This window comes from Chryseobacterium sp. KLBC 52, from assembly GCF_003347605.1.
Lineage (GTDB): Bacteria > Bacteroidota > Bacteroidia > Flavobacteriales > Weeksellaceae > Chryseobacterium.
The window spans coordinates 200,424-223,520 of the sequence record NZ_QDFZ01000001.1 but is presented as its reverse complement, the minus strand read 5'-3'; the positions used below and the strand labels follow the sequence as shown (position 1 = coordinate 223,520).

Here is a 23,097-nt window from a genome sequence, read left to right as displayed (position 1 = left end):
CTTATCTTGTATACTCCAACCGATACAATATGCTGAAAAACACATTTTTTTTATTTCTGACCGCCTCTTTCCTTTTGATAAGCTGTGACTACAAAGAGAAAGAAAAGAACCTGACAGACAGGGAGAAACAATTATTAGAGAAGGAGAAATTATTCGCCAAGAAAGAATCCGAGTACCAGTCGCTTCTGAAAATGAGGGACAGTATTTTTGCCAAAAAAGATTCAGTAGTGATTACGGCAGCATGGCCTGCAGAAATTTCCGGGCCATGGAACGGTAAAGTAATCTGTACAGAATCCAACTGCAGCGAATATGCAGTAGGCGACCAACGTACTGATATCTGGGAATTCGATAATGATTCTACCCAGCCCATTACCAAAATCATCAATAACAATAATCTGGTAAGGCTGTATACAGGCAAGTTTGAAAACAATGAGATCAGACTGTCTTTCAAAACCGATTCTACAGCCAAAAAGAATGTAGAAATGAGCGTTCTTCTTAATGATATTTCGGACAACAAGATCAAAGGAACCAGAACCATCACTTCTGATGGCTGTACCGCCAAGTTCTCTGTTGAATTAGTACGTTCCACAAAATAAACACTTATGATTTTACTGAGTATACACAACCTGAGTCTTCCTATAGAAGATCCGGTACTGAAGTTCCTGTTGGTACTGGTCATCATCCTTGCAGCACCATTGCTGCTTAATAAAATTAAAGTTCCACACCTTTTAGGACTTATTATTGCCGGGGCCATTATCGGTCCGAACGGATTCAATGTATTGTCCAGAGACAGCAGTATAGTGGTAACCGGAACCACCGGACTTCTTTACATTATGTTTCTGGCCGGCCTTGAAATTGATATGGGAGATTTTAAAAAGAACAAGTGGAAAAGTCTCACCTTTGGTATCTATACCTTTACCGTCCCTTTTGTATTGGGGTATCTTGGTGGATATTACCTTCTTCACTTTTCAATGCTGACGTCTATCCTTTTTGCCAGTCTTTTTTCATCCCATACTCTTATTGCCTATCCCTTAGTGAGTAAGTTGGGAATTGCGAAAAATAAAGCAGTTAACATCACCGTTGGCGGTACGATGATCACGGATATTCTTGCGTTATTGGTACTTGCCGTGATTGTGGGAATGTCTCAGGGAGATGTAGGAACAGAATTTTGGGTTAAACTATCGGTCTCTTTTGTAGTTTTTGCGCTTATTGTACTTATTGTATTCCCTATTATAGGCCGTTGGTTTTTCAAAAGAGTGGATGATAAAATTTCACAATATATTTTTGTACTGGTTATGATTTACCTGGCAGCCATGCTGGCTGAGCTGGCTGGTGTAGAAGCCATTATCGGGGCATTCTTTGCAGGATTAGCTTTAAACAGACTTATTCCTCACACCTCTTCTCTGATGAATAGAGTTGAGTTTGTAGGAAATGCCATCTTTATTCCTTTTTTCCTGATCAGTGTAGGAATGCTGATTGATTTTAAAGTTTTCTTTAAAAGCTGGGAAACGCTTGAAGTTGCCGGAATTATGCTGGTAGCCTCTATCGGAGGAAAATATCTTTCTGCGGTGGCCACTCAGAAAACATTCAGACTGACCAAAGAGGAAGGGAAACTGATCTTCGGATTGAGTTCTGCTTCTGCAGCAGCAACCCTGGCTTCTGTAATGGTAGGATATAACATCATCCTTTCGGAAACTGAAACCGGAGAACCCGTAAGATTATTGAATGAGCATGTCTTGAACGGAAGTATTTTACTGATCCTTATTTCGTGTACCATCTCCTCTTTCATATCTATGGCAAGTGCCCAGAAAATTGCGGAGAGTGACAATGAAGATACCGTTTCCGGAAACACCCATGAGGAAGAAAACATTCTATTGGCCATCAACCATGAAGCTACAGTGGAAAGAATGGTCAACTTAGGAATCCTGATCAAAGCACATTCAAATACAGAAGATCTTTTTGCTTTAAATGTTATCAATGAAGATAAAAATGAATCTTCGGTAAAGAATGCAGAAAAACTTCTCCATCAGGCAGCAGATGCAGCAGCAGCGGCAGATGTAAAATTACAGGCATTAAAAAGATATGATAACGACGTCATCAATGGAGTAAATAATGTGATTAAAGAACAGAAAATTACAGATCTTATTATCGGACTGGAAGATGAAAAAGGGTTCTCCCCTTCTTTTGTCTATAACCTTTACAATGGTTATCTGCAGAATGATGATGTGAATGTGCTGGTTTACCATGCTGCACAGCCCCTTTCTACCATTAAAAAATATGCCGTAATGATTCCAGAAAATGCTCATCAGGAAGCAGGATTCTTCCATGCATTGCTGAGAGTCTGGAATATTGCCCGAAATTCCGGTGCTACAGTTGTTTTTTATGCTCCTGAAAACATTATTGATATTCTTCAGAAAATCATTAAAAAAGCCAATATAGAAGCAGAATTCATTATCATGAGTACCTGGCAGGATGGTGAAAGAACCGCTGCACAGCTTAAAGATGATGAAGCTTTAATTATTCTGATGGCAAAACGCGGCATGAAATCTTACATTCCAAGAATGAGACTGATTCCGGAACTTCTGAACAGAAATCTGAGTGATAACAATTATCTTTTGATTTTCCCTTTCTCAGAATATGATAAAAACAGTCCGGAAATACGTTCTGTAGGAAATCACGGAGATTTTGTGGAGATTGGAAATGTGATTCAGAAGATTTTTAAATAAGAGCTTGGAAGCTGGAAGAGGGATGATGGAGGTTATCGATGTGTGAATATCGTTTTTTTCATCAATAAACAATTCAATAATCAATAGCGTCGGGCTTTAGCCCGATTTGAACCATAGAAATAAAATTGGCTTTAGCCGAAACTTAAAATTAAGTTTTGGCTAAAGCCAATTGAATCTGTGATTATTTGTAAACGGGCTCCCTTCTTGAACTAACGTTCGTAACCTTTCTGGTTATGCTCAGGATAATAGTCCGTTCCTATTGAATTTCGTATTTTGGTCAAAAAAAATAACCTATGAAACAAACTATCGGATTTCTCATCTTTTTTATGTCTATTATTCTTTCTGCACAAAACCTCACTCTTTCCGATAAAGAGCTGAAAAAGAAATTGGACTCTATTAAAACTGAAGGAAACCTACTCTATTCTTACGAAAATGCATCATGGCATGCAGGAGATCTTGTAGGCAGCAATAAAAGGCTTGCGGAAAATACCGGGAGCTATATCACATACCAGAAAAATGACACCATCAAGACTTCCTTTCTTAATAAAGCCGGTAATATGGTGATCGCAGAACTTTCTTTCAAAAATAACAAAGCAAAACCTGTGAAAGAAAATTTTAAAGAAAGGGTAATTAATGAAACTGAAAACACATTAAAAAATATCCGTTCTACCATTATTCCGCAGTTATCCGATCCAAAATATGCGGTAACGGTACCACAAGGATATAGTCTTAATATGATTATTATCCCGTTTAATGAAAACTATAAAGTGTATTTAATACCAGGTACGGCACAGTCCGGAGTCATTCCTTTCGGAAATGATTATCTTTTTGTTTCTGATAAAAAAGGGAATATTATTTCCCATAAAAAATTTCATTCAAGACTTATTCCAACCTCTACAATATTGGAAAATGGAGGAACAGTAACAATGTCTACTCACAGCCATTTGGTAACTAATCCTTTTATTTCTGCAACGGACATTTGTACGTTTAAACTCTATGCACCGCTTACCACGCTGGAAGAATTTTCTGTTTTGTCAACAGCTTTAGGAAGTTATATTAAATACAATTATAAAAAAGACAATATTGAAGTGGTTAAAAATCCTTAATCGTAAAAGCAATTACATTATCAATAGAATCAGGCTATTATCCTGAGCGTAGTCGAAGGGAGTCCGATATAAAAAATATGAATACATTTGACTTTAGCCGAAACCTAAAATTAAGTCTTGACCAAAGCCAATTGAATCTATAATCATTTATAAATAAACGGGTTAAAACCCATTCCTATTGAATGAGTTCAAAACAAAATAAAAGTGAGCTGTTTTAATGATAAAACAGCTCACTTTTATTATTTTAAACTGATATTACTCAGCAATCACTCTTACCATTCCTTTCACCTGTACAAGCTTTTCCATCAGCTCTTCCCTGGAATCTGCAAGAACATTGATATGTCCCATTTTTCTTCCCGGTTTGGTTTCTGTTTTTCCATATAAATGAATGTAAGTTTCAGGAAGCTTAAGAACATCATCCATTCCTTCATACACTACTTTTCCGGCGTAGCCTTCTGCTCCTACCAGGTTCAGCATTCCGCTATAAGTGATAGCATCGGTATCCGCTAAAGGTAAGTTTTTCACCACACGGTACATCTGCTCAAATTGCGAGTTGGTATTTCCTTCCTGGCTCTGGTGCCCTGAATTATGGAGTCTTGGAGCGGTCTCATTCACCCATACTTTTCCTTCTTTATCAAGGAATAACTCGATGGCAAATAATCCCGGAGAATTTACAGCTGCTAAAAATTTCTCAGTAATGGAATCAATCTGGTTCTGAACATCTTCTGTCAGAAGAACCGGACATACATTGAAATCCAAAAGATTCAGCTTTGGATCAGCTACCATTTCTGTTACCGGGAAAATATTGGTTTCTCCTTTTTCATTTCTCGCGACAATTACCGAAAGTTCTTTTTCAATGTCTACAAGACTTTCAATCACAGAAGCTTCTGTCCACAAATGTTGATAATCTTCTTCCGTTTTAATTACCTGTACTCCTTTTCCGTCATATCCACCAGTATTCATCTTCTGAACAAATGGCAAAGGCATGATGATCTTTTCATCACTGTTCCATACCACCTGAAATTCCGGGCTTGGAATATCATGAGCTTTATAAAATTCTTTCTGAAGGATTTTTTGCTGAATTGTTTTGATGATATTGGCATTGGGAACCACTTTTATTCCCTGTTTTTCAAGTTCTGCCAGTGCATCAGCATTTACGTGTTCTATTTCAATGGTTACTACATCTTTATCTTTTCCGAAGTTCAAAACCGTTTCATAGTCATTGAAATTTCCCTGTGTAAAATACGAGATATTATGACATGGTGCATCGGAAGCCGGATCGAGAGTATAAAACTCATCATCATACTTCAGTGCGCTTTGTATCAACATTCTTCCCAGCTGTCCGCCTCCCAGAATTCCTATTTTCATTTTTTATTTTTATTAGATTTACTCTTATTGAATTTTATCAATTTTTAAATAGCCTAGCCCCATTGGGTTCTCCTGATTTTCTTCATCAGACTTTTGAAGAATGATCGCATATTTTTCTTTCATATAGGCAGGAAGGATATCATTTACATTGAAAATATCATCAATATCCACTCCATGCTTATCATCAATATGGCTTACTGCACCTTCAAAACCCATAGTCTGATAGAATTCTGTAGCTTTTGCTCTTTTTATAATCTCCCCCATAGACTGCCCTACCATTAAGTGCTGCTCATGAAATTCTTCAAAGAAACCTGGCTTATAACCTCCTAGATTCAGAAAAAACAACTGGTTTTCTGATGTTTTCTCTCCCTTTTCTACAATCTGCACCTTGTACCCGTCTGCAAATCTCACTTCCTGGTAACAATCCAGGTGAATTTTTCCTTCTGCTTCCTTCCAAAATTCTTTCATATCAGGAATCAGATCTTTCAGATTCTCCGCTATTCCGAAGAAAACATCGTGCTGCTCTATATTTCTGCCTTTGGGTGTTGCCCCGAGGATGACATAAAATAATTTCAATTCATTTTTCATGCATACAAAAATACGTTAAATTTATCTTTTTCAAATGTTTGGCAGACTACTACAATAATTTTATATTTGTAGTATTATTTGTAGTATGTCAGAAATCATCATACTCTTCCTTGGCGCAATTTCGGCGGGTCTTTTAGGTTCACTTACGGGTTTAGGAGGAGGAGTTATCATCATTCCTTTATTAACGCTAGGTTTTGGCGTTCCAATGCATTATGCTATCGGTGCTTCGCTCATCTCTGTGATCGGAACATCTTCCGGTGCGGCTGTAGCTTTCGTAAAAGAAGGTTTTACCAACATGAGAATCGGGATGTTTCTCGAAATAGCCACCACCGCAGGCGCAATTATTGGAGCCCTGGTTTCAGGAATGCTTAACCCTAATACCATCGGAATTATTTTCGCAAGTATTCTTCTTCTAACAGTTATTTTAAATCTTAAAGGAAAACCGGATCATCAGGAACCTTTGGTGAAAGGAAGTCTTGAAGAGAAACTGAAATTGTACGGAACATTCCCTGATAAAGGTATTTTGAAAAGCTATTCTGCAAGAAATACCGTACCTGGGTTTTTGATGATGATGTTTGCAGGGGCAATGTCCGGGCTTTTAGGAATTGGTTCCGGTGCTTTAAAAGTATTGGCGATGGACAATATGATGAAACTTCCTTTCAAAGTATCTACCACTACCAGTAATTTCATGATTGGAGTAACGGCAGTAGCCAGTGCCCTGATCTATTTCCAGAGAGGTGAAATTATTCCGGTAATTGTAGCTCCTGTATTGATAGGAGTTGTCATCGGAAGTTTTATCGGATCAAAAACCCTGATGGTATCCAAGACCAAAAAATTAAAAGTATTTTTTGCCATTGTGATTACCATTCTTTCAATTTACATGATGTATAACGGTATCAACAAAAGCTTCAGATAATGAAAAAGAATTTTACAGATGTAGATCTGAACCGTTCGGTAGGAAATCTTCTGAGACTGGGTGTTATTCTGTCTGTGGCTACATCATTGATCGGTTTTATCAAGTTATTTTTCGAAGGTTTTAAAATGCCCGAAAAATATACCAGCCTTGTGGTAGGTACTTCTTCTGAAAAGGTCTGGGGACATTTCTGGGATTCTCTATGTAAAGGAGAAGGTACAGCTATCATTCAGCTGGGTATTCTTTTGCTGATCTTCACACCTCTGATGAGAATTGTTTTCGCTTTAATAGGCTATTTAAAAGAAAAAGACTACGTATATGTAGTCATTTCTTCTATTGTTTTAGCGATTATGGCGGTGAGTTTCTTTGCAGGTTACGCGCACTAATTTTTACATTTCATAGAACTCTAACGGCAGCTGGTCGGGGTCCTGGGTAAAGAAAAATTCTTTCCCGGTGAATTCGTCTATGCGTATTTCTTCACAGATTAATCCTTTTGCTACCAGCTCATTTCGTTTTTCAGTGACATTTTCTACCGAGAAAGCGAGATGCCTTAAACCACATGCTTCGGGACGTGACGGCCGTTGGGGAGGATCGGGAAAGGAAAACAGCTCAATCACATAATGATCTCCTATAGCAAGATCAAGTTTATAAGACTGTCTTTCTTCGCGGTATACTTCACGGATGATATTCAGATCTAAAATTTCCGTATAAAACTTTTTTGAAACGGCATAATCTGAACAGATGATGGCGATATGATGGATTTTCATTTTTTTAATTTTAATCTACTTCTTAATTCTATTATTGTATTTCTTTACAGTTATCTTTTCTTCTGGTATCAATAATATACTGAATTTTCCATTCGCTATTCTGCTTCACCAGTTGAAAACTATTAGCTCCGCAATGTGATAATTTTCCTTTGAAATAAAAAGAGTAAGGCGTAAACACGCTTGCCAGATTTCCGTCTGTATGAATGGCTTCTACGATAATTCTTTCTTCCAAATCTCCCTTTGGAAACTTAGAAACTGAAGTAACAAAATCATGTATACTATCACTTTTCACAGAACCGTCTTTTGTGATGGTTTGAAGCACTGCATTCTCCGCAAAAGCTGATTTTACCAATTCCGGATCTGCATTTTTCATGCCCAGAAACAGGTTACGGATAGGTTTTTCAATATCCTGATTTTGCTGACCAAAAACTGAAATACTCACAAGCAGAAGAATACCGGCCATTTTTTTCATATGATGGATTTTAAGAAATAAAAATAGATAAAATAAAATTTAAATAGATTAACAAATTTTAAAAATCATTTTTCTTAAATTGTAATCAAAATTATTTCAGAGTTTTTATATGTGGATTATTTACCTGATTCTGGCCATACTTCTTCTGGTCATGACAATATTACCAAAAATTCAGCATTCTCACTGGATATTCAGAGTTCCGGAATTTGCTAAAATACAGGTCACTTATCTTATCTTTTTCACTTTTATATTAGGTTTTTTTACAGATTCTACAGAATATTTCTGGTATTACCAGGGCCTTCTGTTGGTTATGTTTATTCATCACGGTCAAACATTGATCAGATACACCCATTTTTATCCCGTAAAAAAACACCGACAACGCCACAGGTCCTCTGATAAACTGCATTTTATTTCTGCCAATGTTTATCAGTTCAATAAAGAGTATGAGAAATTCATTAGCCTTGTTAAAAAATATAATCCTGATTTTTTCATGACTATGGAAAGTAATGGTGACTGGGAAAAAGCCTTGAGATCTTTAGAAAAAGAATATGCTTATCAACATAAGGTAACTCTTGAAAATACCTACGGCATGCATTTTTATTCCAGAATTGAAATCAAAGAAGCAAAGACTCATTATTTTGTGGCTGATGATATTCCGAGTATTGAGATCCACATGAAAACAGCTGATGGTTTTTCTTTTGTTTTCTTTGGGGTACACCCGCCTCCACCGAGTCCTACAGAAGAAGAAACCTCAAAGGAAAGAGACGGCGATCTTCTAAGCACAGCCAAATGTGTGAAAGACATCAAAAAACCTGTTATAGTGGTAGGTGACTTCAATAATGTTGCATGGTCGAGATCATCTGTACTTTTCAGAAAAACGAGTCATCTTATAGATCCCAGAATCGGGCATTCTTTTGTTTCTACCTTTCATGCGAAATACCGTCTTTTAAGGTTTCCTATTGACCTGATGTTTCACAGTGAAGATATTTTTATTAAACAGCTGAAGACCTTGGAAAATTTTGGTTCAGACCACCTTCCGGTATACTGCGAGTTTTTTATAGATCATCACAATAATGAACAGGAAGAGCTTATAGAAACAGCAACTGTTGAAGAAAAAGCAGAGGCTGAAATCATGATAGAGGAAGGAAAGAAAGAAGATGGAGAACGGGAAACTGTTGTTACTGAGGATTAAAAAAGTGGGCTAAAGCCCACTCCTATTGAATATTTATTCTTATTTAAAATTTCATCACATCCTTCACTACTCCATTTTTCTGAGTATGTTGTAATAATTCAGCTTCAATAAAGGTTTTGATCTGTTCTTCAGAGCCATTAGTCGGGAACAGAAGGTGAACATTAGCTCCTGCATCCAGTGTAAAGAATAAAGGAAGACCGGTTTCTCTTCTGAAATCCCAGATTTTATTGATGACTTCCAATGTTCCTGTTTTCATCAGAATAAAAGCAGGATCACTCATCATCATCATTGCATGTAATGTAAGTGCCTCATGTTCTACCAACTTGATAAAACGTTCCATATCACCATTTTTCAGGATCTCTTTCATGGGGACAAAGTTTTCCCTCGCTTCCTGGAATCTTCTTTCTGCATAAGGATTGCTATTCATCAAACCGTGTCCTACTGTTGAAGAAACACTTTTCTGTCCTTCATGAATTAACAATACCCAATCATTAAAGTTTTTGAAAACTTCATGAATTTCGGTATCTGGATACTGTACTCCGAACAAGTCTGAGCTTCCAGTTACCTCATCAGTTTTTCCCCATACAACAAGACCGTTATATAAGCTTCTGCACGCACTTCCACTTCCTAATCTTGCTAAAAATGAAGCTTTTCTCAAAGATTCTTCCTCAGAAATTTTTTCCGTAAACGAAGCATCCAATGCCATAAGACATTTTGCAATAGCTCCAAATCCTGAAGCTGAGCTGGCAATCCCGGAACTGTGTGGAAATGTATTCTCTGTTCTGATAATATATTTCCCTTTTAAAATCCACGGAAGATACTGCTCTATATTTCTGAAATATTTTTCAATTTTTTCGGCAAACTTCACTTCTTCATTTCCAGCCAGGAAAGTCTGCACTGAAAAAGGCTCATTTGCAATAAACTCCATTGAAGTATTGGTTTTACAATGGTTTAAAGTATAGCTGATACTTGGGTTTGCAGGAATCTGATCAGCATATTTCCCCCAGTATTTAATCAGGGCAATATTAGACGGACAGCTTTCTGAAACCGTTTGGGTATGAATGATGAAATTTTCTTTTCCTATAAAATCTTGTGTTGTCATAGTTTAATTTAAGTCATTATTTTGAACCAACCTGTCAAAAATTCTTTGAATTTTCACATCTTCAGTTGTGATTGACGTGAAAACAGGAGGTCAAAAAAATTTTAGTACATCTTCTCTATAATATCTGCATATTTTTTGATCACTACATTTCTTTTGACTTTCAGTGTAGGAGTGATTTCTCCTGTATTGATGTCAAATTCTGCCGGCATTAAAGTGAATTTCTTCACTTTTTCATAGTCTGCAAGATGATCCTGTAATTCTTTTATTTTCTCTTTATAAAGATGAACTATCTTTTCATTTTTTACAGCCTCTTCCCAATTGGTAAAAGGAATATTATTCTTTTTAATATAATCCTGTAAAAACTCAAAATTAGGAACAATCAATGCTGAAACAAATTGTCTTCCTTCCGCAATCAGCATGATCTGCTGGATAAAATTATTGTTGGTCAGAAGGTTTTCTATCTGTTGCGGAGCGATGTATTTTCCGTTGGAAGTTTTCATCAGGTCTTTGATTCTGTCTGTAATAATAAGGTTTCCTTTATCATCAAATTTTCCGGCATCACCGGTTTTGAACCATCCGTCTTCTGTGAATACTTTCTGGGTTTCTTCAGGTTTATTGTAGTATCCTTTCATGATTCCATTCCCTCTGGCCTGGATTTCATCATTTTCTCCGATACGCATTTCTACTCCCGGAAGTGGTTTTCCACTGGTCCCATGTTCAAAATGAGTAAGAGGGAAAAGAGTTAAGGTAGCAGTAGTTTCCGTTAATCCATATCCAACAGTCACGTGAATGCCCACTGATTCAAAGAAACGGGTCACTTCCGGTGACAATGAAGCTCCACCACAAGGTAAGAACCAAAGTCTGCCACCCATTTTTTCTTTTATTTTACTGAAAACCAATCGGTCTGCAATGGCATCTTTGAATTTTAATCCAAAAGGAATGGGTTGTTCATTTCTTCTTAATTCGGCAGTTTCCCAACCTGTTTTAAGCGCCCAGTCAAAGATTTTTTTCTTTAATGATGAACCTTCTTCTGCTTTTTCCAAAACGCCTGCATATACTTTCTGGAAAAATCTCGGTACGGCACACATGGCAGTAGGTTTTACTTCTTCCAGTGCTTTGGCGACATTTTTCGGATCTTCAAGGAAGTACACACGGGCACCACCGTATAAACAAAGTAAACTCCAGCTTCTTTCAAACACATGGCTTAAAGGTAAAAATGCTAATGAAAGTTCTTCTTCAAAGTTTTTAAACTTAAAAAATTCAAAATGTGAATCAAATGCTTTGATGAAATTCCCATGGGTAAGCATTACTCCTTTTGGAATTCCGGTAGTTCCGGAAGTATAGATTAATGTAGCAATATCATCATTTTCTTTCTTACAGATCTCCAGTTCCGGTGAAGCTTTTGCAATGAAATCTTCAAGATAAAAACTGTTGAATTCTTTCTTGATCCAAACCGCTTTTTTGGAAACAATAATCGTTTCCAGGTTATTTTCTTCTTTATGTAAAAACTCAAGACAGGCATCGTACTGCATCTGATTTCCTACTAAAATGGCTTTAGCACCGGAATCGTTGATGATATGTTCTGCCTGCTCAGCATTATTCGTGGAATAAATGGGTACTGTAACTGCCCCGATAGCCATTGAAGCCAGATCCATGATCATCCATTCTGATGAATTGTCTGAATAAATAGCGACTCTGTCATTCTCCTGAACTCCGGATTCTCTTAAAGCATTGGCTGTTTTAAAAATAATTTCACTGAATTTTTTCCAGCTCAGCTCTTTCCAGGCTGCATCTTTCTTTTTAAATCCGATGGCCGCTTTTATAGGATGTTTTTCTACATTTTTAAGGATAATTGCCTCTGCAAGATTCATTTCTTCAGCTTTTTGTCGTTAATATAATTGTTCAGGTGAAAGTCTATACTTTCTTTTACAGGAATAAACTGGTAATTCAGCTTTTCTTTGACTTTTTGATTGGAAATGGTGTTGAATGAAGAGATGGCCTCAATATTTGATTTGGTGACCATCTTCAGTTTGGGAATCAGCCATCCGAAAAGGGTGTTGGCTACTCTTCCGATATTGAGTACAGATTGTGAAAGAATTCTTGCATCTTTAAGTCCCAATCGGGTTCTTACCTGTTTGGCAAGGTCTGCATATCTGTTATTTTCAGCAACAATAATAAAACGTTCTCCGAAAAGGTTATTTTCCATTAATCCGATAGCCGTATTGGCAACGTCTCTTACGTCAACGTAGGCAGAGCCTCCTGAAAAAGTAAAGCTATTGTCTTCGAAGGTTGAGAAAAGCTCACCACTGCTTTGACTCCAGTTTCCGCTTCCTACAATCATTCCGGGATTGATGATCACCACATTCAGGCCTTCTGCAGAGGCTCTCCATGCTTCCATTTCGGACAAATGCTTAGAGATGGCGTAGGCAGAATGTTCCAGTTTCGGATTAAAGTCAGAATCTTCGTCCAGTTCTCCTTTTTCATTGAAATTATCGAGAACAGCAACAGAACTTACATGGAGAAATTTTTTAACGTCTGATCCTTCGCAGGCAAACAAAAGATTTTCTGTACCCTTGATATTGGTATGGTACATTTCTTTTTCATCTTTGGGATGAAAACTTACTTTTGCAGCACAGTGATACACCTCATCTACACCTTGCAGTGCAGTTTTTAAAGAATCGAGATCATCAAAATCTACGTTAATCCATTCAATTTTATTAAAAAAATCGTCAGGATTCTCCGTATAAAAGCTGTATGAATGCTTTACTTCGTTTAAATTGCTGCCCGGTCGTTTGGAAGCACGTACACTTTTCCCTCTTTTAAGAAGTTCCAGTACAATTATTCTTCCCAGAATTCCGGTAGCACCCGTTACAAAAATCATTAATTATTTTCTTGATTGCTGACTAAAATATAACAATATTTTCTATCCGGCAATTCTTCCGGATCGGTAAAAATTCTTTAGAAAAACCGTTTTTGCAAATTTGCGATTTTTAAAGCATAATTCAACTTAATTTAACCAATATTATCATTCCGGATACCACAAACCGGAAAATTTAAATCACAAAAGGGTATCCAACTGAAAAGCCCTGAAAGGATTGATAACTTTCAGGACTTTTTATATGTAAAATTTCTTTCTTGCTTAAGCCATTACTTCATTATTTCTTCTTGGCGCTTTGTCGCAAAGAACATCTGCAATACTCTTTGATATAAGGTTTCCTTCTGTAAGATTATCCAGCCAGAAGAATTCTCCTGCTGCGTTGATCTCGATGAAATAATATTCGTCTTCAGGGGAAACAATCATATCTATAGCTCCATAATCTACATGATAAACATCAAGCAGTTCAAGGAGTTTTGCTTCTACATCTGCCGGAAGTTCTGTTCTGTTCCATTTATCAATCAGATTAACGCCGTCTTTTCTCCAGTCTACTTTGGCATCTTCAGACTGTTGGGAATCTATTTCGAATGCGTAAACGTCTCTACCTACAATGGTAATACGAAGTTCTTTTTTCTTCTGAATCATCTGCTGAAACTGCATAGGACAATACAACAATGAATCCAGCTCTTCCAGTTTATCCTCACCCACAACGTTCGTAAACACTACATTTTCTACTCCATCTTCATAAATGGCAAAACCGGTCTGCATTTTGGCCACCACATTCTGATGTTTTACAATAAATTTCCTTGCTTCATCAGGATTATTGGTAAGACAGGTTGCCGGAATGGTGAGCCCTAACTTATCTGCAATTTTCAATTGTTCTTCCTTACTGTCAAGTCTTCTGTAAACACTCGGTTTTCCTAAAGAATAAGCATCCACAGATTCGAAGAAACCGAAAAGAGTATTTCTGATTTCTCCCATAGCCGCTCCGTAAAATTTAGAGTCCATTTCTTCTCTTAATCCTTTTCCGATATTGTAGGCTCTTCTGTACCAGATGGCCGAAATATCATCCAAACGATGCTTTGCTTCAGGCGTTTCCAGGTAACTTACCCATTCTCCATCCTGAAAAATAGTGGATAGTTTGTTTTGTAATGGATAAACGTCTACATCAAAGCGAATGACTTCACAATTATTTTTCTCAATGTATTCTGTTACTTTTTCAATGGAAAAATTATCTGCGGTATGGGTAATTATTAAAATTTTATTCATGGAAATTAATTCTTTTGATAAGGTTGTCGGCAATTCTTTCTGCAATCGGAAATCCAAGCTCTTTCTGAAGCATTCCCCATTCTCCCTGAGGATTGACTTCGAGGAAGTAATAGGCACCGTCTCTTCCTTTAATCATATCGATTGCTCCTATATAAAGTCCCATTTCTTTCATCATGGAAGTGAGATTGGTCTTCACAGCATCAGGTAATTCGTAGGCTTCCCAGAAATACCCTTCGCGGGCTACTCTCCAGTCTGCATTTTCACTGTTATTGATTTTTCCTGTGAAAAATTCACCGTCTACATACACGATTCGTAATTCATATTCTTTGTCAATATAGGGTTGAAAAATCATAGGACAGTAAGCGATATCTGAAAGATGTTCCAGGGATTCTTCCTCAATGATGGTAGTGGAAATCATATTTTCCCCTGACATTGTTTTGGCGGTAACTCCGTGAAGCTTCGCTATGGCTTTTCCCTGGCAGTATTGATAGAAAAATGTCGTTATTTTTTCTTCATCATTGGAAAAAATGGTTTTGGGAATGGTTAAGTTATTGCTTTGTGCTATTTTCAGCTGCAATATCTTATTTCCGTCTATTTTTTTTTCATTTTCATAAGGGTTGATCCAGGGAATATGTTCTAAAGTGGTCATCAGATTATACCTCAGACTTCCATATTCGTTGAGAAAGATTTTCTCATAATCCTGATCCAGTTCTTCGGGAGCACTGATCCTCCAGGCTTTTCTGTGCCATACGCCTTTTATAGTGTCAGAGTGAATGGTATTTCCCAATTCATCCGTCAGTTCAAATGAATCTTCATGAATACTGATTTTCTGAAGGTGATTCAGGCGGTCGGAATTCAATCTGAAGTAAGGAATATTTTGGGAGTTCAGGTATTCAAAAAAGAGATCAATATTATAAAAATCCTGTGAATGGGTGATGCAGAGAATCATTTGCCGGTTTTATTAAAAAGGGAAACTTACTATTTAAGTTTCCCCTACTATTTTAATATTCTTTTGATATTACAATGGAACAAAGATTGTATCATCATCACCGTCAGATGGATACTTCAGCGTGTGCATCATATCATCTTTTGGAGAAGTTACTGTATCTATTGTTGGCTTAGTGATCAAATCTGTTTCAGCAAGAGTGATGTCTCCACCTCCTTTTACTGTTTCAGGATCCTTAATCTGTTTTTCTAAGAATGACGCGAAAAACGGCTTTTTCTTTGAGTTGTTGCTTTTCATAATGTTTTAGTTTTGGTTTGATCTATAATGTAGTTTACACTGTAGTATATTTCTTATGCTTCTAAAACATCCTCATCTCCGTCAGAAGGATATTTCATTGTTACATTGTCATTATCAGGCTTTGTAACACTGTCTTCAAGTGCTGTAGTCGTGATATGATCTTTGATTACTGATGTAATCTGATCAGCAAGTACAGAAGTAATACCTCCTCCTTTTACTGTTTCAGGATCTTTAACTTGTTTTTCTAAGAATGACGCAAAAAATGGCTTCTTTTTTGAATTTTTGTTTTCCATAAGTTAATATTTTTATTGTTTTTTGAAAATCCAAAGTACAAAAATTTCAACTCATGGAGAAATAATATATGTTTTTAATAAAATTTTAACATAATATTGAAAATCAAAGTATAAAATTAATTTAAACCAAGAAAGTCCTTAACAACATTTGCAAAATCGACCGGATTTTCCGCTTGTACCCAGTGGCCTGCATTTTTCACCGTCACTATTTTAGCTTTAGGGAATTGCTGCTTGATTCCGAATTCGTCCTGCGGAAGGATATAATTCGATTTTGCTCCGGCTATAAACAAGGTTTCGCCTTCAAAAACACCGAATTTAATCGCATTGGAAACAAATTCAGTATATTTTTCAGATAATGTCTTAAGATTAAATCTCCAACCTAGTTTTTTATTGTCATCCCAATACAGGTTTTTCGTCAAAAACTGTACAGTAGATCTTTCCGGAATATATTGGTTCAGAACAGCTTCCACTTCATTTCTTGAAGATACGGTATTGAAGTCAACGGTTTCCAGTGCTTTGATAATTCCCTGATGATGCGGTGGATATGCTTTAGGTGAAATATCTACAACAATCAGTTTTTCAACACGTTCAGGATATTTTATAGCAAACTGCATTACTGCTTTTCCGCCTAAAGAATGTCCTAAAACATGTGCTTTCTGGATTCCGTAATGATCCATATAACGGGCAATATCATTTGCCAGGTCATCATGAGACATGCTGTCTGAATGAAAGCTTCTTCCATGATTTCTAAGATCGATCAGATGTACCGGAAGATATTCTCCCAGATCCTTTCCGAAACTTCCCCAGTTGTCAAGCATTCCGAATAGTCCGTGAAATACAAGAAGTGGCGTATTGGTTACATTTTCGCCGAATATTTTTGAGTTTAAAATTTCCATATTTTTAGAAGTTAGATGTGAGAAATCAGAAGTTAGATAAATCAAGCATAATCTGTTTATGATATTTTTAATATATATAATTGAAGTTGTACTAACCTCTCATCTCTAACTTCTGATTTCTTATTTATTACCATTTTGCCAGTCTCTTCAGATAAGCCTGAACTGTATTTTCCAATCCCATATAAAGTGCTTCTGAAATCAAAGCATGGCCAATAGATACTTCCAATAGATTCGGAATCGTATCGGCAAAATATTTCAGATTTTCTAAGCTCAGATCATGTCCGGCATTGATTCCCAATCCGAAATTAGTAGCTTCAACCGCAGTATCGTAATAAGGTTTTATGGCCTGTTCTTTATTGATAAGATAATTTTTTGCGTAAGCTTCTGTATATAATTCTATTCTGTCTGCTCCTGTTTTGGCTGCATATTCTACAAGCTCAGGTAAAGGATCCAGGAAAACAGAAGTACGGATTCCAGCTTTTTTAAATTCTGCAATGATCTCTGTAAGGTAATCAAGATGTTTTTTTGTATCCCAGCCTGCGTTGGAGGTAATAGCATCATCAGCATCCGGCACCAGCGTTACCTGCTCAGGTTTTACTTCCAATACCATATCAATAAAATCCTGATGAGGGTTTCCTTCAATATTAAACTCAGTGGTAACCAACGGCTTCAGATCATAGACATCTTTTCTTGTAATATGCCTTTCATCAGGTCTTGGATGGATGGTAATTCCCTGTCCTCCGAATTCCTGAATTTTTACAGCAGCTTCTGTAACACTTGGGGTTTCTCCTCCTCTTGCATTTCTTAACGTCGCAATTTTATTAATGTTTACGCTTAGTTTTGTCATTTTTTATTTTAGATGTTAGATATGAGAAGTTAGAAGTTAGATAACAAATTATTATTATTATTATTATTATAACTTCCATTATACCTCCATACCGCTATTAAATTTTATATTTATTATATTACCTAAACATCAGTTGTAAAAGAGCTTAGCCTCTAATTTCTAATATCTAGTTTCTAACGTCTACACTTTCACGCTTACCTGCATTACCTGAAGTTCAAATTCTTTTGAAGCTACCAGCAAATGGTCAAAAATATCTGCCTGTATCTGCTCAAAACGTTCCCATTTGGAATCATTGGCAAAACAGTAGACTTCAAGTGGAAGCCCTTGTGGGGTAATCTCCAGCTGACGAACCATCCGGGTTCCGTTTTTGTCAACATCCGGGTCATTTTCAATATATTTCTGCGCATAATAGCGGAATACCCCGATATTGGTTAGCTGTCTTCCGTTCACAATTTTATCTTTATGCTCAAGACTTTCCTTTTCTTTTTTGATCTCCGAAGTTCTTTCTTCCAGATAATCCGAAATCAGGTTAATTTCCTTTAAGCGCTCAACATCTTCATCCGTCAGAAACTTAAAAGAATTAATGTTAAAGTAAATGGATTTTTTTATTCTTCGGGTATTAGATTCAGACATCACCTGCATATTCTTGATCTCGGTGGTCATCAGATCATAGGTTGGAATCGTTGAAACCGTTTTATCAAAATTGGTAATTTTGGTTGTTAAAAGATTGATCTCCGTAATATTTCCTTCGATGCTGTATTTGGGAATGCTTACCCAATCTCCTACTTTCAGATTTTTGGAAGTAGCCACATGAAGACCTGTAACAAATCCTAAAATAGTATCTCTGAAAACCAATACCAAAACAGCTGTAATCGCCCCCAGACTTCCTACGATGGTGGTTCCTTTAATCCCAAAGATCACACAAAGACCTACTACCGTAAATATAAAAAGTCCTAATATTTTTACGGTTTCAGAGATGGCATTCAGCGCCATAATTTTGTAGAAATCCTGTTTGATGCTGAAATAATTTCTGAAAGCTGTCAGCGATCTGTAGAGCATTCCTGCTAATATCAATACTAATCCCAGATTGATACATCTTATGATAAAAATGGTGGTCTTCGGCAGTGCATTTTCCGGAAATATGGAACCCTGGATACCCGCTACAGCAATCAGAGCAGCAAAATGCGCTACAGAATTGGTGATTTTAGCCTGATAAATAGATTTCAAGATCGGAAATTTCTGCTCATTATGAAATAACCTGAATACAGAATTGATAATGAACTTAAAAACAAAATCAGTAATAAAAAACAGAACAAGAAGTAAGCTCAGTTTTACAATAATATGAAAAACCCAATCCAGCCCGGAGGGTGATATCTGGGTAATATAAATGTAAAGCCGTTCGCTCAGCTCCTGTATAAAGTTTTTGGTTTCTTGTAACTGGTCATTCATTACAGCAAATTTATGAAATTAAGAATCATCATTTTACTATTCATAATCAATTTTCATCCCAAAAACTATTATCCGGAAAATTTGATATAAAAAAGATTTGTAAACTCAGCTCCAAAATATCAAATCTTCTACAACCCTTAATTATAAATGAAAAATTAACTACAAATAACAGATATAAGTAAAAAATATTAAAATAAATTACGATTTAAGTGTTTTAATATTAAAAATTTATTAAATTTGGTTAAAACTAAACCCATCAAAATCAATTAAATATGAGACAAAATTACTTGTTCATCATACTATGCAGCCTTGTGCTCTTAGTAAACTGTAAAGGAGGTGATGACTCCGTGAATCCAGAAAATTCCAAACCTGTAACCGGAATAGTAGAAGGTAAAGTATTTGCTAAAAACGGAACAAAGCCGATTGGCGGCGCCACGGTATTTACTATTGACAGCAAAAATCAGGTTTATCACACTTATTCCAATGCGGATGGTTCATTCAGCCTTACTGCACCTGAAGGAAATACAACCCTTCACATTCAGACCGGTAATGGTCTTAATTTCAGAACAGAGATTCCCATTACGGTAAAAAAGGATGAAACAACCAGTGTTCCCACCAAAGATTCAAAGCTGAATCAGATTGCAAAAATAGCGTATGTAGAAGGTAGTTATGACGAAATAGAGGCTATTATAACAAATCTTGGTTATACGGCGACAGAAATCAGCTATCAGGATTTAAAAAACTTCAACACCATTTCTCAGTATGATATTATTTTCCTGAATTGCGGTTCACGTAATTTGGCACAGACGGGAACCAGCTCTCCTGGTAACGACCTTTCCGTTTTCAGTAATCTCTCTACTTTTATCACAAACGGCGGAAGCATTTACAGCTCAGACTGGGCTGCTGCCTATCTGGTAGGCGGGAATCAAAATGCGCAATCCTGCGGTATCGCCGGAGGATTTCTGGATTTTACGAAGATCTGTTTTAATATCAATGGAAATGCCGGTATGTATAACAACTGCACTGTTTCCAATACTGCTATGGCTTCAGCATTAGGATTTAGTACTTTAGATATCCAGTATGATATGTCTCTGTGGCAAAAAATCCAGTATTATGATCCTTTATTCTGGGAAGTATTGGTACAGAAAGATAACGAACCGCTGATGATCAGAACCAATAAGTACGTGGATAAAACGGCTCCTAAGATCACTGTGGGAACGTCTTTAAACAATAATCATATGACGATCTGCCATCATACAGCCAGTGGCAACACTGTTACCATTACCATTAATCAGAATGCGTGGAATGCTCATCAGGCGCACGGCGATTATATGGGCTCATGTTCAGGAACAACAAACAGTGGAAATATCTATTATACCACATTCCATAACCATGCAAGTGGAAATATCGGTAAAGCAGGACCGATTCTGGAATACGTCATCTTAAATTTGTAATAAAATTTTATAACTCAGTTCTCAAAGTGGCTTTTTATAAGGCCACTTTTTTTATATTGCATCTTTAATTTTTTAAAGAATGGATACAACGATTATTAATATTTTCTGCCTTATTTTATTATTTATAGGAATATTAGGAACTTTTCTTCCGGTATTGCCCGGTCTTTTGCTGAGTATCTGCGGACTGTTGATCTATAAATTCGGGACCGATGCGGATCTTCCGATGATTTACATCTGGGCATTCGGAATTCTTACAGCTGCTTCTGTGGTGTTAAGCTATGTAATTCCGGCAAAGACCAACAGAAAATATGGAGGTACACGTTGGGGAAGTATCGGTTCTGTGGTAGGAACTATTGTTGGGATATTTATTCCGATTCCGTTGGGATTTCTGATAGGAATGTTTGCAGGAGTATTTATTGGTGAGTTACTCCACGACAGCAAGGATATGAATAAAGCCTTACGATCCACCAAAGGAGCACTGATTGGATTCATTTACGGAACCGGATTCAGTTTTGTGGTAGGAGTGGCAATGTTTTTGGTAGTATTACTTAATATGTTTAACGTTATTTAATTAAATATAAGAAACTATGTTCCATAAAATTGTCATACTCAGTCTGGGAATATTTGCATTAACAGGATGCGATGCCCAAAAGAAATCCAAGATTAATACAAAAGCTACTGAAATGTCCACAGGTACAAAAACAACAGGCTCTGATCATCAGAAAGACGGCGTTATTTATCTGACTGAAGGAGAAAATAAGTTTTTAAGAGAATACCAGATGAATGTGACATTCAAAGGAGTTTCTGAAGACAGCCGTTGTCCTGAAGGAGCCCAATGTATATGGGCCGGTGTTGCTCTTGCTCAGGTGGAAGTAATGGGAACTTCTACCCGACCGATGATTCTGAACCTAGCCAGCGCAGATTATCCGGCAAGAAATTATCAACAGTCGACAGAATTCAACGGATACACTATTACATTACAGGACATTGCTCCTTATCCAAAATCGCAGGATGGGGCAAAAGCATTAGCCGGAAAATATAAAATCGGAATTACGATAAAAAAAGCAGATCAATCTGCTGATTCTACCAGGAAATAGGCTTCTTCCCTTTGGAAACAAGATATTCATTAATTTTTGAGAAAGGCTTGCTTCCAAAAAAACCTCTGTACACAGAAAAAGGTGAAGGGTGTGCCGATTTAATAATAAAATGTTTAGCCGGATCTATGAGTTCGGCTTTTTTTTGTGCAAAAGCGCCCCATAAAACAAAAACCACATTCTCTTTTTTATCTGAAATTTCCTTAATAATAAAATTTGTGAACTTTTCCCAGCCAAGGTCTTTATGAGAGTTCGGTGTATGGGCACGAACCGTTAACGTAGCATTCAGTAATAAAACGCCCTGTTTTCCCCAGTCATCAAGTTCTTTGGAAGTTCTTACCACTCCCAGATCATCTTTTAGCTCAATAAAAATATTCTTTAGTGATGGCGGTGCTGCAACCTGCTCAGAAACAGAGAAACACAAACCATTCGCCTGATAATCATTATGGTAAGGATCCTGGCCAATAATCACCACTTCAACATCATCAAAAGCTGTAAGTTCCAATGCTCTGAAAATCTGATTTTTGGGTGGAAAAACTTTGGTTGTTGCATATTCATTCTTCACTTTCTCCCAAAGGGTAGTAAAGTATTCCGTACTCTTTATCGGGGCTAAAATTTCTGTCCAGGTCATAGTGCAAAAATAATAATATTAAAATAAAATAAGAGCCTCCATTATACTTTTAAATATCTTCACTTTTCTTTCAATCAGCATATACGAAAAATTGGACAGCAATCATGAAAAAGAGATTAATAACAGATTATTAAGATACTAGGAATTTTTAATTACAAAATCCTGCTTCTTCACCTTGCAAGTATGAAATATTTCCTAAAAATGAAAAAACACTATCCATAATGCTACAATCTCTCACGTTAAAGATCTTATTATAGTCTTTTCAAACTAAAAATAATATTATCCGGAAATCCTTCATCTTTTTTTCCTTCCTGCAAAATAAAATGATGTTTTAAAAGAAGTCCTTTTGAATTTTCATTGAATGTATTGGTAATGGCTACAATTTTCTGTAAATGGAGTTCGTTAAACCCATACTCTACTACCGCATTCAATGCTTCAGACATAATTCCCTGCCTGTGATACTCTGGTAATAGCTCATAGCCGACTTCTGCTGTTTTCCGGTCTTCAGAAAAATTCCAGAGACAGATGGTTCCGATAAGATGAGACCGATCTTTTAAAGAAATCCCCCAATAGACCGTTTGATTATTTTGAGTTCTTTGCTTAATCGTCAAAATAAACTGAAGTGCATCATAATTGGTCTTTGGTGAAACTCTTTTCACAAATTTATTGACTTCCGGATTGCTTCGGATTTTTAAAATATCTTCCGTATTACTTTCATTGATTCCCTTTAAAATCAATCTTGAGGTTTCTAGTTTCACATCTCAAATGTAATAAAAAGAATAGCATACATGTATATAAATACAAAGGCTATT

The 23,097-nt window shown here is 36.6% G+C and carries 25 protein-coding genes; 9 read left to right on the top strand and 16 right to left on the bottom strand.

Annotated features, from left to right (window positions below; all coding sequences use genetic code 11):
• Positions 1-29 precede the first annotated feature (29 nt).
• The 3 genes from DDF69_RS00970 (at position 30) to DDF69_RS00960 (ending at position 3,832) form a co-directional block, all read left to right on the top strand.
• A complete protein-coding gene (locus DDF69_RS00970) occupies positions 30-596 on the top strand; it encodes a hypothetical protein (protein WP_114819127.1) in 567 nt (188 codons plus the stop codon).
• Positions 597-602: 6 nt separating this feature from the next.
• The gene (locus tag DDF69_RS00965) at positions 603-2,726 is read left to right on the top strand and encodes a cation:proton antiporter (RefSeq protein ID WP_114819126.1); all 2,124 of its coding nucleotides are present in this window, start codon (positions 603-605) and stop codon (positions 2,724-2,726) included.
• A 293-nt stretch (positions 2,727-3,019) separates the two neighbouring features.
• Positions 3,020-3,832 carry a hypothetical protein gene (locus DDF69_RS00960; RefSeq protein ID WP_114819125.1) on the top strand — a complete coding sequence of 271 codons (813 nt, stop codon included), beginning with the start codon at positions 3,020-3,022 and terminating at the stop codon, positions 3,830-3,832.
• Positions 3,833-4,087: 255 nt separating this feature from the next.
• On the opposite strand, the gene DDF69_RS00955 is transcribed toward DDF69_RS00960, so the two are convergent.
• The gene (locus DDF69_RS00955) at positions 4,088-5,200 is read right to left on the bottom strand and encodes a 5-(carboxyamino)imidazole ribonucleotide synthase (RefSeq protein ID WP_114819124.1); all 1,113 of its coding nucleotides are present in this window, start codon (positions 5,198-5,200) and stop codon (positions 4,088-4,090) included.
• A gap of 24 nt (positions 5,201-5,224) precedes the next feature.
• Positions 5,225-5,788, bottom strand: a complete 564-nt coding sequence (locus DDF69_RS00950; protein ID WP_228411897.1) for a DUF1543 domain-containing protein — start codon at positions 5,786-5,788, stop codon at positions 5,225-5,227.
• Positions 5,789-5,873: 85 nt separating this feature from the next.
• Here DDF69_RS00950 and DDF69_RS00945 point away from each other — a divergent pair, with 85 nt between their 5' ends.
• Together DDF69_RS00945 and DDF69_RS00940 are read left to right on the top strand one after the other, a co-directional pair.
• Positions 5,874-6,704 (top strand): sulfite exporter TauE/SafE family protein, encoded by an 831-nt coding sequence (locus DDF69_RS00945; RefSeq protein ID WP_062674485.1) that lies wholly within the window; start codon positions 5,874-5,876, stop codon positions 6,702-6,704.
• Positions 6,704-7,087 carry a DUF1634 domain-containing protein gene (locus tag DDF69_RS00940; protein ID WP_034699869.1) on the top strand — a complete coding sequence of 128 codons (384 nt, stop codon included), beginning with the start codon at positions 6,704-6,706 and terminating at the stop codon, positions 7,085-7,087. Before DDF69_RS00945 ends, DDF69_RS00940 begins: the two co-directional genes overlap by 1 nt.
• A gap of 3 nt (positions 7,088-7,090) precedes the next feature.
• Here the strand turns inward: DDF69_RS00940 and DDF69_RS00935 are convergent, their stop codons facing one another.
• Together DDF69_RS00935 and DDF69_RS00930 are read right to left on the bottom strand one after the other, a co-directional pair.
• Complete coding sequence (locus tag DDF69_RS00935; RefSeq protein WP_114819123.1) at positions 7,091-7,468, bottom strand: VOC family protein; 378 nt, start codon at positions 7,466-7,468, stop codon at positions 7,091-7,093.
• Positions 7,469-7,499: 31 nt separating this feature from the next.
• Complete coding sequence (locus DDF69_RS00930) at positions 7,500-7,940, bottom strand: nuclear transport factor 2 family protein (RefSeq protein ID WP_114819122.1); 441 nt, start codon at positions 7,938-7,940, stop codon at positions 7,500-7,502.
• A 151-nt stretch (positions 7,941-8,091) separates the two neighbouring features.
• Between DDF69_RS00930 and DDF69_RS00925 the strand changes: the two genes are divergently transcribed.
• Entirely contained in the window at positions 8,092-9,132 is a 1,041-nt protein-coding gene (locus tag DDF69_RS00925; protein ID WP_228411896.1) for an endonuclease/exonuclease/phosphatase family protein, read from the top strand.
• Positions 9,133-9,175: 43 nt separating this feature from the next.
• On the opposite strand, the gene DDF69_RS00920 is transcribed toward DDF69_RS00925, so the two are convergent.
• From DDF69_RS00920 to DDF69_RS00875, 10 genes are all read right to left on the bottom strand, one after another.
• Complete coding sequence (locus DDF69_RS00920) at positions 9,176-10,234, bottom strand: diphosphomevalonate/mevalonate 3,5-bisphosphate decarboxylase family protein (protein ID WP_114819120.1); 1,059 nt, start codon at positions 10,232-10,234, stop codon at positions 9,176-9,178.
• 101 nt (positions 10,235-10,335) lie between these two features.
• Positions 10,336-12,105: an AMP-dependent synthetase/ligase gene (locus tag DDF69_RS00915; RefSeq protein ID WP_114819119.1), complete on the bottom strand. Its 1,770-nt coding sequence runs from the start codon at positions 12,103-12,105 to the stop codon at positions 10,336-10,338.
• A complete protein-coding gene (locus DDF69_RS00910; RefSeq protein WP_114819118.1) occupies positions 12,102-13,115 on the bottom strand; it encodes an NAD-dependent epimerase/dehydratase family protein in 1,014 nt (337 codons plus the stop codon). The genes DDF69_RS00915 and DDF69_RS00910 overlap by 4 nt, the downstream gene beginning before the upstream one ends.
• Before the next feature lie 258 nt (positions 13,116-13,373).
• Complete coding sequence (locus tag DDF69_RS00905) at positions 13,374-14,378, bottom strand: MvdD family ATP-grasp ribosomal peptide maturase (RefSeq protein WP_114819117.1); 1,005 nt, start codon at positions 14,376-14,378, stop codon at positions 13,374-13,376.
• Positions 14,371-15,327 (bottom strand): MvdC family ATP-grasp ribosomal peptide maturase, encoded by a 957-nt coding sequence (locus DDF69_RS00900; protein WP_114819116.1) that lies wholly within the window; start codon positions 15,325-15,327, stop codon positions 14,371-14,373. Before DDF69_RS00900 ends, DDF69_RS00905 begins: the two co-directional genes overlap by 8 nt.
• A 69-nt stretch (positions 15,328-15,396) precedes the next feature.
• A complete protein-coding gene (locus DDF69_RS00895; RefSeq protein ID WP_114819115.1) occupies positions 15,397-15,621 on the bottom strand; it encodes a microviridin/marinostatin family tricyclic proteinase inhibitor in 225 nt (74 codons plus the stop codon).
• Between the two features lie 53 nt (positions 15,622-15,674).
• Positions 15,675-15,914 (bottom strand): microviridin/marinostatin family tricyclic proteinase inhibitor, encoded by a 240-nt coding sequence (locus tag DDF69_RS00890; RefSeq protein WP_062674464.1) that lies wholly within the window; start codon positions 15,912-15,914, stop codon positions 15,675-15,677.
• A 116-nt stretch (positions 15,915-16,030) separates the two neighbouring features.
• A complete protein-coding gene (locus tag DDF69_RS00885; protein ID WP_114819114.1) occupies positions 16,031-16,810 on the bottom strand; it encodes an alpha/beta fold hydrolase in 780 nt (259 codons plus the stop codon).
• Positions 16,811-16,937: 127 nt separating this feature from the next.
• Complete coding sequence (locus tag DDF69_RS00880) at positions 16,938-17,657, bottom strand: pyridoxine 5'-phosphate synthase (protein WP_114819113.1); 720 nt, start codon at positions 17,655-17,657, stop codon at positions 16,938-16,940.
• A 180-nt stretch (positions 17,658-17,837) separates the two neighbouring features.
• Positions 17,838-19,106 (bottom strand): mechanosensitive ion channel family protein, encoded by a 1,269-nt coding sequence (locus tag DDF69_RS00875; protein ID WP_114819112.1) that lies wholly within the window; start codon positions 19,104-19,106, stop codon positions 17,838-17,840.
• 272 nt (positions 19,107-19,378) lie between these two features.
• Between DDF69_RS00875 and DDF69_RS00870 the strand changes: the two genes are divergently transcribed.
• From DDF69_RS00870 to DDF69_RS00860, 3 genes are all read left to right on the top strand, one after another.
• Positions 19,379-20,560 carry a carboxypeptidase-like regulatory domain-containing protein gene (locus DDF69_RS00870; RefSeq protein ID WP_185144302.1) on the top strand — a complete coding sequence of 394 codons (1,182 nt, stop codon included), beginning with the start codon at positions 19,379-19,381 and terminating at the stop codon, positions 20,558-20,560.
• 79 nt (positions 20,561-20,639) lie between these two features.
• The gene (locus DDF69_RS00865; RefSeq protein WP_114819111.1) at positions 20,640-21,131 is read left to right on the top strand and encodes a DUF456 domain-containing protein; all 492 of its coding nucleotides are present in this window, start codon (positions 20,640-20,642) and stop codon (positions 21,129-21,131) included.
• Between the two features lie 16 nt (positions 21,132-21,147).
• Positions 21,148-21,657 (top strand): hypothetical protein, encoded by a 510-nt coding sequence (locus tag DDF69_RS00860; protein WP_114819110.1) that lies wholly within the window; start codon positions 21,148-21,150, stop codon positions 21,655-21,657.
• On the opposite strand, the gene DDF69_RS00855 is transcribed toward DDF69_RS00860, so the two are convergent.
• Both DDF69_RS00855 and DDF69_RS00850 read right to left on the bottom strand, forming a co-directional pair.
• Complete coding sequence (locus DDF69_RS00855; protein ID WP_034699835.1) at positions 21,644-22,285, bottom strand: uracil-DNA glycosylase; 642 nt, start codon at positions 22,283-22,285, stop codon at positions 21,644-21,646. The genes DDF69_RS00860 and DDF69_RS00855 overlap by 14 nt on opposite strands.
• A 251-nt stretch (positions 22,286-22,536) precedes the next feature.
• Entirely contained in the window at positions 22,537-23,043 is a 507-nt protein-coding gene (locus DDF69_RS00850) for a GNAT family N-acetyltransferase (RefSeq protein ID WP_114819109.1), read from the bottom strand.
• Positions 23,044-23,097: the final 54 nt, after the last annotated feature.

Excerpts from the sequence above, each read along its gene's own strand:
- DDF69_RS00885 (WP_114819114.1), bottom strand. The coding sequence starts at position 16,810 with ATGGAAATTTTAAACTCAAAAATATTCGGCGAAAATGTAACCAATACG.
- DDF69_RS00905 (WP_114819117.1), bottom strand. The coding sequence starts at position 14,378 with ATGAATAAAATTTTAATAATTACCCATACCGCAGATAATTTTTCCATT.
- DDF69_RS00970 (WP_114819127.1), top strand. The coding sequence starts at position 30 with ATGCTGAAAAACACATTTTTTTTATTTCTGACCGCCTCTTTCCTTTTG.
- DDF69_RS00910 (WP_114819118.1), bottom strand. The coding sequence starts at position 13,115 with ATGATTTTTGTAACGGGTGCTACCGGAATTCTGGGAAGAATAATTGTA.
- DDF69_RS00870 (WP_185144302.1), top strand. The coding sequence starts at position 19,379 with ATGAGACAAAATTACTTGTTCATCATACTATGCAGCCTTGTGCTCTTA.
- DDF69_RS00960 (WP_114819125.1), top strand. The coding sequence starts at position 3,020 with ATGAAACAAACTATCGGATTTCTCATCTTTTTTATGTCTATTATTCTT.
- DDF69_RS00895 (WP_114819115.1), bottom strand. The coding sequence starts at position 15,621 with ATGAAAAGCAACAACTCAAAGAAAAAGCCGTTTTTCGCGTCATTCTTA.
- DDF69_RS00965 (WP_114819126.1), top strand. The coding sequence starts at position 603 with ATGATTTTACTGAGTATACACAACCTGAGTCTTCCTATAGAAGATCCG.
- DDF69_RS00940 (WP_034699869.1), top strand. The coding sequence starts at position 6,704 with ATGAAAAAGAATTTTACAGATGTAGATCTGAACCGTTCGGTAGGAAAT.
- DDF69_RS00955 (WP_114819124.1), bottom strand. The coding sequence starts at position 5,200 with ATGAAAATAGGAATTCTGGGAGGCGGACAGCTGGGAAGAATGTTGATA.
- DDF69_RS00900 (WP_114819116.1), bottom strand. The coding sequence starts at position 15,327 with ATGATTCTCTGCATCACCCATTCACAGGATTTTTATAATATTGATCTC.
- DDF69_RS00945 (WP_062674485.1), top strand. The coding sequence starts at position 5,874 with ATGTCAGAAATCATCATACTCTTCCTTGGCGCAATTTCGGCGGGTCTT.
- DDF69_RS00890 (WP_062674464.1), bottom strand. The coding sequence starts at position 15,914 with ATGGAAAACAAAAATTCAAAAAAGAAGCCATTTTTTGCGTCATTCTTA.
- DDF69_RS00925 (WP_228411896.1), top strand. The coding sequence starts at position 8,092 with ATGACAATATTACCAAAAATTCAGCATTCTCACTGGATATTCAGAGTT.
- DDF69_RS00935 (WP_114819123.1), bottom strand. The coding sequence starts at position 7,468 with ATGAAAATCCATCATATCGCCATCATCTGTTCAGATTATGCCGTTTCA.
- DDF69_RS00880 (WP_114819113.1), bottom strand. The coding sequence starts at position 17,657 with ATGACAAAACTAAGCGTAAACATTAATAAAATTGCGACGTTAAGAAAT.
- DDF69_RS00875 (WP_114819112.1), bottom strand. The coding sequence starts at position 19,106 with ATGAATGACCAGTTACAAGAAACCAAAAACTTTATACAGGAGCTGAGC.
- DDF69_RS00860 (WP_114819110.1), top strand. The coding sequence starts at position 21,148 with ATGTTCCATAAAATTGTCATACTCAGTCTGGGAATATTTGCATTAACA.
- DDF69_RS00865 (WP_114819111.1), top strand. The coding sequence starts at position 20,640 with ATGGATACAACGATTATTAATATTTTCTGCCTTATTTTATTATTTATA.
- DDF69_RS00950 (WP_228411897.1), bottom strand. The coding sequence starts at position 5,788 with ATGAAAAATGAATTGAAATTATTTTATGTCATCCTCGGGGCAACACCC.
- DDF69_RS00930 (WP_114819122.1), bottom strand. The coding sequence starts at position 7,940 with ATGAAAAAAATGGCCGGTATTCTTCTGCTTGTGAGTATTTCAGTTTTT.
- DDF69_RS00915 (WP_114819119.1), bottom strand. The coding sequence starts at position 12,105 with ATGAATCTTGCAGAGGCAATTATCCTTAAAAATGTAGAAAAACATCCT.
- DDF69_RS00920 (WP_114819120.1), bottom strand. The coding sequence starts at position 10,234 with ATGACAACACAAGATTTTATAGGAAAAGAAAATTTCATCATTCATACC.
- DDF69_RS00855 (WP_034699835.1), bottom strand. The coding sequence starts at position 22,285 with ATGACCTGGACAGAAATTTTAGCCCCGATAAAGAGTACGGAATACTTT.